Here is a 10,720-nt window from a genome sequence, read left to right as displayed (position 1 = left end):
TGTTAATCAGAGGAACGGCGGGGACGCGGTCGGCAGCGAGATGAGCCACAGGCTGAGAATCGTGTAGAGAATCATCACCGCGACGAAGGGGAACTGACTCCGGACGGCCTGCAGTCTGCTGGGGAAGGTCCGGTAGGCCTGCGAGTGCGCCACCCACACCGCGAGCAGGTGGCCGAGGAGGACGAACCCGACGTTCAGACCGCCGAACCACGCGGGGAGCGTGAGCACGACCGGGTTCGCCGGCGACGACAGCGGCGACGACAGCGCGTGGACGAGCATCGGCGACAGCGAGACGAAGAAGCCGAAGTAGTGCGCGAGGTGGTAGCCGGCGGCGATGACGAGAAGCGGGGGTGCGAATTTGACCGCGAGGTCGAGCGGCGTCTCGAAGGTGTCGATGCGGCTGGCGGTCACCCGCGCCGCGAGGACGTAGAGGCCGAGGAAGACCCCGAAGCCGCCGAGGTAGAGCAGTCCGTAGACGAGAAGCGGCGGGAGGCCGACGCCCACCAGCGACCGGACGGCCGCCGCGCCCTGCTCGGTCGTGACGAAGCCGCTGAAGGTGAGTTCCCAGACGAGGACGACCGCGACGGCCACGTCGCCGAGGTCCGTCAGGTCGTCGTCGGTGACGAGTCGCATCCCCGGCAGGCGGAACGAGAGGCCGTCGCCGTCGAGGCGAACCGGCGCGACCCGGCCGTAGAAGTGCAGGAAGACAGAGACGGGGTCTACCTTGTCGAACCACGCGTCCGCGCCGACGACGACCGCGCCGACGAGGGTGACGACCGAGTAGACCACGAGCGCGGTCGCGAGGACCGACGGCCGGGTCGTGACGGCGGTCGCGGTCTCGACCCAGACGAGCGCGAGAATCCCCGCTACCGCCGGCCAGCGGCCGAGTCGCTCGGGGTAGGCGACGAAGCCGTTCGGGACCGCCGAGACGACGGTCCGCCACGGGTTCAGCGCGCGCCACGTGTCGGCGACGAGGTACGAGAGCATCGTGTAGCCGGCGCGGAGTCCGGCGAAAACGACGATAACGGCGAAGCTGACGGTCGGAATCTGCGGCCCGGTGTAGCCGAGGTAGACCGCGAGCGCGAGGAGCGCGAGGCCGAGGACGCCGCCCACCGCCCGGAGCGCGCGCAGGAGTCCGTCGGAGACGCCCGTTTCGGGGCCGGTCCGCCACAGGTGGACGCGCTCGATGAACCGCCGGTCGGTGACGAAACTGGCGAGGAGCGCGGACGCCCCGACGGTCGCGCCGCCGGTGGCGAGATAGAGCCACCGCGGGACCGCGAGGTTGTCCTGCGACGCGCCCGCGAGACCGACCGCGGCGTTGCTCGCGGCCGCCGGGTCCGCGAGGAGCGACAGCAGACTCGCCACGAGGAGACCGAGGCCGAATCGCCTGAGGGAGATGGGTCGGAGTCGGGTCATGATGCGAAGACGATAAACAGCATGAGGAAGCCGAAGTACAGCAGCACGATGACGCCGAGCGCCCGGATGCGGAACGACTTGAGTTCCGCGTCCTCCTCGTAGTACGCCTCGCGGTACGCCTCGACCTCCTCGGCGTCGAGGGCGTCGGGGTGTCTCGCGCCCCGGTGGAGGACCAGCAGTCGCTCGGTCGGATACGCCTCGCCGCACGCTGTGCAGGTGTGGCGGTCGCGCGTCGCGTCTGTGTCCGTGGTCATCCGAGAGTCACTCGAAGTTCGGTGGGGTTGGCTTCTGAACGTTTCCATCGCGGGCGTCCGCACGGGATGAGGGTCGAGAACATCGAAGCGACGCCTCAACCACCGAACTCCATCGGTTCGAACGTCATGAACGCCGTCTCGTAGCCGTCGTGGCGCGCGACCTGCGGGGGCACGTCCACCGAGAGCGTCAGCGCGTCGCCGGGTTCGACGCCCTCGACGCCCGCGCCGTAGTGGTAGCTGAGGTCGGGGTCGAGCGTCCGGGCGAGTCGCGCGCCGTCGAGGACCGCGGTGCCGCCGCGGTCGAGCGTGGCTCTGAGACCCATCATCGGCAGGACGAACTCGTTGTGCGGCGTCCGCGCCGAGACGTAGAGGTACGCGCCGTCGACGCCGAACCGGGAGCCGTCGTCGACGACGAAGGCGTCGAACAGGGCGTCGGCGCTCGTCTGTCGCCCGAGGTGACGACCGGGCAGGTCGTCGACGGCGGGGGCTTTGCCGGTCGGGACGCCCATCATCTCCATCGCCGGAATCGCGCCGCGCGAGCCGGCCTCGTCGCCGAGGCGTCGCAGCTCCACGTCGTAGAGGTCGTCGGTCTCGAACGCGAACTCGAAGGTCGCCGTCTCGGCCGACTCGAACCGCCCGGCGAACGAGCCGGTTCGGGAGAGCGAGGTGCCGCCGATTCGGACGCGGGCCTCGTAGTCGCCTTCGCCGTCGAGGACGTAGTTCGCCCCGTAGTGCATCCCCATCTGCTGGGAGAGCATCGGGTAGGCGACCTCCTCGCTCACGAGGTCGCCGTCGCGGAGAATCTCGATGGAGACGCCGGCGTCCAGCGGGAGGACGGTCCCCGTCTCGGCGTCCCACAGCGACGCCATGAGGTGAATCGAGTCGTCGGCCTCGACGACGGTTTTCTGGAGCTCCGAACTGGCGGCGGTCCAGAATCGATGCGGGTACGAGTAGGTGAGCGCGACGCCGTACGGTCCGGCGGTCGTCTTGCCGTACATCATCATCCCCTCGGTGATGGCGGGCAGATAGACCGCCGCCGGCCGGTCTTCGACCAGCGGCGGGTCGCGCCACGCCGACTGTCGTTCGAACCCGCCGAGACACCCCGCGGTAGCCGCGAGAGTGCCGATTCCGAGCGTCTTGATGGCGTCTCGTCGTTTCATGGTATCTCGAACCTCGGCGGCCCGTGGGTGTGCCGCCGCGCGTCTCCCGCGAGACGGTGATTGGCTCCCCTAGCGGCCCGGTGCCAATGTCGGTTGCGCTTCCGAATCGGCTTTCGATGGGTGGTGTCACCGTTATCGACCGCGGTTCGCCGCATCACGTTTATATCTCCGGTCGCGCTCCGTTCGAACGATGAACGACTCGCCGCTCGACGGTCTCGACGCCCGCGCCATCGCGCTGGCGTACCTCGGTTTCGGGGTCGCAGGCATCCTCGGCGGCGAGTTACTCCTGTCGGTCGCGTTGGGCGCGCCGCGCGCATCCGAAGCTGAACTGGTGAAAGGACTGGCGTTCGTCGCCGTCTCCACGGCGTTCGTCTGGTTTCTCGTCTCCCGAAAGGACCGACGAATCGAGCGCCAACAGGCGTCGGTTCGGTCGTCGCTGGAACAGCTTCGAACGGTGGTTGCCGCGTCACCAGTCCCGATTATCGCGGTTACGCCCGACGGACGCGTGACGAGATGGAACGACGCCGCCTCGGAAGCGTTCGGCTGGGAACGCGACGACGTGCTCGGCGAACCGCTCCCCTACAGCGCGGGCGAGAACAGCGAGAGCAGCGAGGAGATTATCCGGCGGACCATCGCCGAAGACGGTCTCTCGGACGTTTCGGTCGAGCGACGGCGCTCGAACGGCGACCTCCGGGAATTTCGCCTCTCGACGGCGGTCATCCGCGACGCCGACGGCGAGGCCACCGAAATCGTCGGCGTCTTCGTCGACGTGACAGCACAGCGGCGTCGGGAGCGCCGACTCCGCGAGTTCGAACTGACCGTCGAGCAGGCGGGTCACGCGATTTACCTCACCACGCCCGACGGGGAGATTACGTACGTGAACCCGGCGTTCGAGGAGATAACCGGCTACGACGCCGCGGAGGCGGTCGGCGAGCCGGTGTCGCGGCTCAGTTCGGGCGAGATGCCGGAGGCGTACTACGAGCGACTGTGGCGGACGATTCAGGCCGGCGAGACGTGGCAAGAGCGAATCATCAACCGGCGGAAGAACGGCGAACTCTACACCGCGATACAGACCATCGCGCCCCTCACGCACGACGGCGACATCGACGGCTACGTCGCCATCCAGTCGGACATCACCGAATCGGAGCTAACCAGACAGCGGCTCGTCGTCCTCAACCGGATGTTCCGGCACAACCTCCGAAACCGGATGAACGTCATCGAGGGCTACGCGGAACTGATTCACCGAGACGCGACCGTGGCCGCCGACGAGGGACTCACCGACGCCGCGGAGGCCATCATCGAAGCGGCGGACGAACTCGTCGCGCTCTCCGAGAAGGCCCAGACGGTCTCGGACGCACTCGAATCCGAGGGGACGCCGCGGCGCGTCTCGACGCTCGTCGAGGACGCCGTGTCGAGGGCCGAAGCGACGTATCCGGAGGCGACGATGCGGACGGACATCGAGACGGGACTCAACGCGCGGGTCGATAGCCGCGTCGGCGCGGCGCTCGACGAGCTAATCGCGAACGCGCTCAAACACGGCGGCGAGACGGTCGATATCGACGTGTGCCGAACCGAAGACGACGACTCGAAACTCGTCGTGCGAGTCGCCGACGACGGACCGGGCATCCCCGACGAGGAGTGGCGAGTCATCAAGCGCGGCGAGGAGACGCCGCTCGAACACGGGACCGGGATGGGCCTGTGGCTGGTCCACTGGGTCGTGCGAAAGGCGGGCGGGAGCATGGAACTGGAGCCCTCTCCCCTCGGGGGGACGGCCGTGACGCTGAAGCTCCCAATCGGAGCGGAGCGGCCGCGGACGTGGTTCCCGAACGGGGAGTGACCGCAGTCAGTATTGCTGAATGAGAACAATCCTAACGTCGATCTCCGGGTGACGACGCCGGCGAGCGGAGCGGCCGGGTCAGGCGTCGAGGAGTTCGACGAGGTTCCCCTCGGGGTCGCGGACGAACGCGATTCGCGTGCCGCTTTCGGTCGTCTGCGGTTCGCTGAGCGTCTCGGCGTCGGCCGGGAGGTCGGCGACGGCGGCGTCGACGTCCTCGACGGAGAGTCCGAGGTGGGTCGCGCCGGGGCGGTTGAGCGTCGGTTCGTCGGTGTCGGCTCCGACCGGGTCGTACTCGACGAGTTCGACGCGCACGTCGCCGCCGTCGAGGTGGGCGAACCGCGCCGACGCGCCGTCGACGGAGACGGCGGTTGCGAACTCCTCGCCGCCGACTTCGAAGCGGGAGACGACCGGCAGGTCGAGCGCGTCGCGGTAGAACGCGAGCGTGGAATCGAGGTCGGAAACGGTGAGGCCGACGTGGTGGGCGTTGGTGTTCACGGTTCGTCTGCGCGCGCAGAGCCTCAAAGGCGCTTCGCTCGGACCGCGGGGCGACGTGCGCGAGGCGCGCGTTCGGAACCGCGCCGCCGCCGGAGTGCCGCCGCCGGAGACCGTATCGCATATACCCGCTCGGCCGCCCACGTAGGATACGATGGAACCGAGAGGTGCGCGACGCGAGGTGGTGCGACCATGAGCGAACCGTTCGTCGAATCGCTCCCCGGACGGGCCGTCCCCAAATCGTTCGTCGCCGAACTCGAAACGAAAGAGGCGATTCAGCAGGCCGTCGCCGTCCGCGGCTACAACATCGAACGCGACGGCGAGACGGTCCAGCACGCCTACCAACTGGTGGTGAACGTCCGCGGGAAGTACATCCTCGGACTCCACCTCTCGAACGGGACGTGGCGCGTCGTCTTCGACACGCGCGACCACCCGAAACTCGCACAGGAGGGCCCGAGGGCGGCCTACGAGGCCGTCCACGACGCACTCTACGAGCGCGCGCCCTCCGACGCGAAGATAGACTTCGAGTCGACGCCGCGGTTCTGGAACGCCCCGCAGTAGGCTCTTCACCGACGTTTTCGGTCGCCTCCCCGTTTTCTACTCCCGCGAGCGGCGCGCGCCGCGGCCGACGACCCACCCGACCCCACACCACCGTGTCCGCAGAAACACGGGGTGTGACGGTTCGAACCGCCGTGGCGTGCGGGCGGGAGAGTCAGATTCGGGCGTGCCGAACGCCAACGGGCCGGTTCGTCACCGACTGCACCCCCGATGGTACGCAGATGGGATGGAACGGCTTAAATCCCGAATTCGGGCGTTAGGAGTGCCCTAACCCCTCGAATAGACCGGTAAGTCGCTGCGAAATTAAATATATCCGGAACATACGGAAGGCCAACAGGAGCCGGAACATGTGGCCGCTCGAAGTCCCGTGCAGGTGGGCACGAGGTGGGTGGGTCTGAGGCCGGTCCTGGGTAGAACAATGGATATCAAGAAATTCCTTAGCGAATCACGCGCAGTCTCGCCGGTCATCGGCGTCATCCTCATGGTCGCGATTACAGTCATCCTCGCGGCCGTCATCGGAACCTTCGTCCTCGGTCTCGGCGACCAAGTCGGCGACACCGCCCCGCAGGCGAGTTTCAGCTTCGACTACAACGGTGCACAGGAAATCACGATCACGCACGAAAGCGGTGACGCCATCGCGGGCGACGAGCTGAGCGTCGTCGTCCCGTCGGACCTGACCGCGGAGACTGTGTCGAAGAAGATCGGCACCGACGACAACATGAACGCTGGTGACACCATCGTCGTTACACTTGCAACCGGTGAAACCCTCGACGACGGCGACGAAGTGCGCCTCGTCTGGACCTCCGAATCCGGCTCCAACTCCGCGACCCTGCAGACGTACACGCACTGAACGGTCCGCGGCGACACAGCCAACCGAACCTCGATTTTTCCGGACGTCACCCCGAGAGCGACAGCGCGCTCCGGTTCTGGTACAGAACACGCATGAGACGTGAAACACCTTCTCAGTACTAGTTTATAGCTTCGGAGAACGTCAGGCTATCTGTTAGGTTAGAACGCAGGCGTTCGAGGACCGATTCGAATTTTTCTCAACGGTCGCCTCTCGTCCGGCACACCTAGGAGAAACACAACTATGCAAATCAAGACACTGTTCACGGAATCCCGCGCAGTCTCGCCGGTCATCGGCGTCATCCTCATGGTCGCGATTACTGTCATCCTCGCGGCCGTCATCGGCACCTTCGTCCTTGGTCTCGGCGACCAGGTCGGCGACACCGCCCCGCAGGCGAGTTTCGGGTTCGCCCACAACAGTAGCAACGGGGATCTCGTCATCACCCACGAGAGCGGCGCTTCAATCGACCCGGCTCGCGTGACCATCGCAGGACCGATCGATGAAGACGGGGACGCCTGGAACGAAATCGACACAACTGCGACTGAGATATCGGCGGGGAGCTCGGTTACCGTAGGAGCGACAGGTGACTCGTTCGAATCCGGTGAAACCGTCCGCGTCGTCTGGACCTCCCAATCCGGCTCCAACTCCGCGACCCTGCAGAGATGGACCTACAACGCCTAAGCCCGATAACTGAATCGGCGCTGACCCCCACCCAACACCCGTTCGAACTACCGATTTCTTTCGGCACTATCGCACAGAGACACCCGAATCTCGCACCCCAGTATTGTAGTTTTAGCACAAACTTATTCGTCACCGGTACGTAGACCCAGACAGAGAGTCCATGTCCAGCGACCCACCCGCCGTCGCCTATCTCCGCGAGCACCGCGAGGACGTCGTCGACCTCGCGGCGACGCTCGTCGGCCACGACACGCAGAACCCGCCGGGAGACACGCGGGAACTCGCGTCGTGGCTGGAATCGTTCTTTTCGGAACTCGGCATCGACACCGAGCGCGTCGCCTCGGACCCCGAGAAACCGAATCTCGTGGCGACGCTCCCGGGTGCGACAGACCGGACGCTCGTCCTGCTGGGGCACCTCGATACGGTCCCGTTCGAGGCCGGCGAGTGGGCGCGCGACCCGCTCGGCGAGCGAGTCGGCGACCGGCTTTACGGGCGCGGCGCGACCGACATGAAGGGGGCAGTCGCCGCGATGCTCGCGGTGGCGAAGGCGCACGTCGAAACCGACACGGTGCCGGCGACGAACCTCGTGTTCGCGTTCGTGAGCGACGAGGAAGTCGCCGGGAGCGCGGGGATGCCGACGGCTTCTCGACCGGCGCGGCCTCGACGCGGACGCCTGCGTCATCGGCGAGACGACCTGCGAGGGCGACCGCCACTCGGTGACCGTCGCCGACCGCGGGAGCATCTGGCTGGAACTCGAAGCGACGGGGACCGCCGCCCACGGCTCCCGGCCGATGCTCGGCGAGAACGCGATTCACCGACTCTACCGCGCCGTGAGCGACGTCGAGTCGGCGCTCGCCGACGTCCGGTTCGACTTCGACCCCGCGGTGCGGGCGCTCGTCGACGAGTCCGTCGAGTACTACGCGCCGCGGTTCGGCGAGGACGCGGCGCGAGAGCTGTTCGAGCGGCCGTCGGTCAATCTGGGCGTCCTCTCGGGCGGCGACCGGGTGAACGTCGTTCCCGCCGCGGCGCGGGCGAACCTCGATATTCGCGTGACGGCGGGCGTCGAGACGGCGGCGGTGCTCGACGCCGTTCGGGACGTGGTCGCCGGTCACGACGGCGTCGAGATTTCGGACGCGGACTGGTCGGTCGGGACGTTCGAGGACCCCGACGGCCCGCTGGCGAACGCCGTGGGCTCGGTCGCCGAGAGCGTCACCGGCGGGCGCGTCTACCGCCGGAGCGCGACCGGCGGCGGCGACGCGAAACCGATGCGCAACGCGGCTGTCCCGACCGTCGAGTTCGGTTTCGGGACCGAGACGGCCCACGCGGTCGACGAGTTCACCACGGTCGGGGCGCTCGTCGGTAACGCCGAGGTGTACGCCCGCCTCCCCGACGAGCTGTTGCGGCAATTCGATAGCGGTACCAGAACGTTTGATTCGACGGGCGCATCACCAGCAGACACGACTCCTTCGCGGCGCGACCGACGAGAAGATCACTCGCAATGACACCCGATGATTCACACGACGACACCCAATAACGCACTATGACACCCGACGAACTCCGAACGACGATTCCGGCCCTCGACGACGTCACGTATCTCAACACCGGCGCGCACGGCCCGAGCCCGCGCCCCATCGTGGAGCGCGCGACCGACTTCCTCGAATACCACGAGTACGAGTCGCCGGGCGACGACGGCCCCTATCCGACTGCCTTCGACGCCTACGAGGCCGTCCGCGAGGACGTGGCCGCGTTCATCGGTGCCGAGACCGAAGAGGTGGCGCTGACCCAGAGCACCACCGACGGCATCAACCGCATCGCCACCGCGCTCGACTGGGAACCGGGTGACGTGGTCGTCCGAACCGACCTCGAACACCCGGCCGGAATCCTCCCGTGGCGGCGACTCGAACGCGAGGGTGTCGAGGTCCGCGTCGTCGAGAGCGACGCGGGGCGGCTCGATATGGACCAGTACGCCGAGGCCGTCGCCGACGCCAAACTCGTCTGTTTCAGCGCCCTGACGTGGAACTACGGGACGCGGCTCCCCGTGCGCGAGCTCGCCGATATCGCCCGCGACGCCGGCGCGCTGTCGGTGGTCGACGCGGTCCAGTCGTTCGGCCAGTACCCCGTCGATGTGGAGGACTGGGGCGCGGACGTGGTCGCCGGTGCGGGTCACAAATGGCTACTCGGGCCGTGGGGCGCGGGCTTCCTCTACGTCCGACGCGAGGCCGCAGAAGACATCGAACCGCACGCCGTCGGCTACCGCGGCGTCACGGAGCCGAACGCCGACGGCCTCGACTTCGCGGCGGGAGCCAAGCGCTTCGAGGTCGGAACGACCAACCCCGCCCCGCACGTCGCGCTCCGGGAGGCCATCGACATCGCCGGGCGCGTCGGCCTCGACCGGACCGAACGACACATTCGAAATCTCGCGAGCCAGTTCATCGAAGCCGTCCCGGAGGTCGGCTGTTGAGCCCGCACGACCCCGAATCGGGACTCGTCTCGTTCGAAGTCGCCGACCCGGAGGGGACGGTCGAGCGTCTCAAGTCGGCCGGCGTGGTCGTCCGGACGCTCCCCGAGCCGAAAGCGGTCCGGGCGTCGTTCCACAACTTCAACGACGAGTCGGACGTGGCGGCGCTTCGCGACGGACTCGACGGGGAATGGTAGCTCCGTAACTCGCGAGGGTCGTCGAGAACGTCCGTTGCTCGCGGGAGGTCGTTGACTCCCCCGCAGAATCTGCCTCGTCAGTGAACGTTCATATCCGGCGAGGGGGAACCGCAGGGCATGCATCCCACGGCACGCAAGTTCGCCGACAGAGTACGCGATTCTCACGGGTTCGAAGTGACCATCGAGGAGTTTCCGGAGGGAACCAAGACGGCCGACGACGCGGCCGCGGCCGTCGGCTGCGACGTCGGCCAAATCGTCAAGAGCATCGTCATGCGCGTCGGCGACGAGACGGTTGTCGTCCTCACGAGCGGTGCGAACCGCGTGGACGAGAGCTCGCTCGGCTCCGAGTTCGGCGTCGAACAGGGGGCCGTTCGCAGCGCCAACCCCAGCGAAGTGAAGGACGCGACCGGCTGGAGCATCGGCGGCGTGCCGCCGACCTGCCACGCGAGGGACTGCCCCGTCCTCGCGGACCCGACGTTCGAGTCGTTCGACCGGATTTGGGCCGCCGCGGGGACGCCCGAGGCGGTGTTCCGACTCACGCCGGACGACCTGCGGACGCTCTCAGCGCCGCGATTCGTCGACGTGTTCGAGTGAGACGTGTTCGAGTGAGGGAGAGCGGAATCGAGGCGAACACCCGGCACGCTCGAATCGAGGCGAACACCCGGCACGCTCGAATCGAGGCGAACACCCGGCACGCTCCGCCGCTGAACGGACGAGAACAACACCACTATGTCCGCTGTTCTTCACCGTCGGAACGAGGTCCGAACCACAGAAGAGAAACCGTAAGACCGCGCAAAACCACTTCGAGACGACCCCAGCGCCG

The 10,720-nt window shown here is 67.3% G+C and carries 9 protein-coding genes and 2 pseudogenes; 7 read left to right on the top strand and 4 right to left on the bottom strand.

Going from position 1 to position 10,720, the window contains the following annotated elements; all coding sequences use genetic code 11:
• Positions 1–6 precede the first annotated feature (6 nt).
• The 3 genes from ATB1_RS01870 to ATB1_RS01860 all read right to left on the bottom strand — a co-directional run bounded on the left by ATB1_RS01870 (position 7) and on the right by ATB1_RS01860 (position 2,830).
• A complete protein-coding gene (locus ATB1_RS01870; protein ID WP_042662008.1) occupies positions 7–1,416 on the bottom strand; it encodes a hypothetical protein in 1,410 nt (469 codons plus the stop codon).
• Positions 1,413–1,670 carry a hypothetical protein gene (locus ATB1_RS01865; protein WP_042662007.1) on the bottom strand — a complete coding sequence of 86 codons (258 nt, stop codon included), beginning with the start codon at positions 1,668–1,670 and terminating at the stop codon, positions 1,413–1,415. The genes ATB1_RS01870 and ATB1_RS01865 overlap by 4 nt, the downstream gene beginning before the upstream one ends.
• Before the next feature lie 95 nt (positions 1,671–1,765).
• On the bottom strand, positions 1,766–2,830 hold the full coding sequence (locus ATB1_RS01860; protein WP_042662006.1) for a hypothetical protein: 1,065 nt from the start codon (positions 2,828–2,830) through the stop codon (positions 1,766–1,768).
• A gap of 190 nt (positions 2,831–3,020) precedes the next feature.
• On the opposite strand from ATB1_RS01860, the gene ATB1_RS01855 reads away from it, so the two are divergent.
• The gene (locus ATB1_RS01855) at positions 3,021–4,667 is read left to right on the top strand and encodes a PAS domain-containing sensor histidine kinase (protein WP_042662005.1); all 1,647 of its coding nucleotides are present in this window, start codon (positions 3,021–3,023) and stop codon (positions 4,665–4,667) included.
• Positions 4,668–4,745: 78 nt separating this feature from the next.
• Here ATB1_RS01855 and ATB1_RS01850 read toward each other — a convergent pair whose 3' ends face one another.
• Positions 4,746–5,162, bottom strand: a complete 417-nt coding sequence (locus tag ATB1_RS01850) for a VOC family protein (RefSeq protein ID WP_042662004.1) — start codon at positions 5,160–5,162, stop codon at positions 4,746–4,748.
• 189 nt (positions 5,163–5,351) lie between these two features.
• Here ATB1_RS01850 and ATB1_RS01845 point away from each other — a divergent pair, with 189 nt between their 5' ends.
• From ATB1_RS01845 to ATB1_RS01820, 6 genes and pseudogenes are all read left to right on the top strand, one after another.
• Entirely contained in the window at positions 5,352–5,720 is a 369-nt protein-coding gene (locus ATB1_RS01845) for a hypothetical protein (protein ID WP_042662003.1), read from the top strand.
• Between the two features lie 415 nt (positions 5,721–6,135).
• Positions 6,136–6,567, top strand: a complete 432-nt coding sequence (locus ATB1_RS01840; protein WP_042662002.1) for a type IV pilin — start codon at positions 6,136–6,138, stop codon at positions 6,565–6,567.
• 240 nt (positions 6,568–6,807) lie between these two features.
• Positions 6,808–7,245 carry a type IV pilin gene (locus tag ATB1_RS01835; RefSeq protein WP_042662001.1) on the top strand — a complete coding sequence of 146 codons (438 nt, stop codon included), beginning with the start codon at positions 6,808–6,810 and terminating at the stop codon, positions 7,243–7,245.
• Between the two features lie 160 nt (positions 7,246–7,405).
• Positions 7,406–8,754: pseudogene (locus tag ATB1_RS01830) on the top strand (M20 family metallopeptidase).
• A 28-nt stretch (positions 8,755–8,782) separates the two neighbouring features.
• Positions 8,783–9,897 (top strand): annotated as a pseudogene (locus ATB1_RS01825) (aminotransferase class V-fold PLP-dependent enzyme).
• A 117-nt stretch (positions 9,898–10,014) separates the two neighbouring features.
• A complete protein-coding gene (locus ATB1_RS01820; protein WP_042662000.1) occupies positions 10,015–10,491 on the top strand; it encodes a YbaK/EbsC family protein in 477 nt (158 codons plus the stop codon).
• Positions 10,492–10,720 lie beyond the last annotated feature (229 nt).

Source organism: Haloferax sp. ATB1 (genome assembly GCF_000730175.1).
This window is presented reverse-complemented; position numbering and strand designations above follow the sequence as displayed.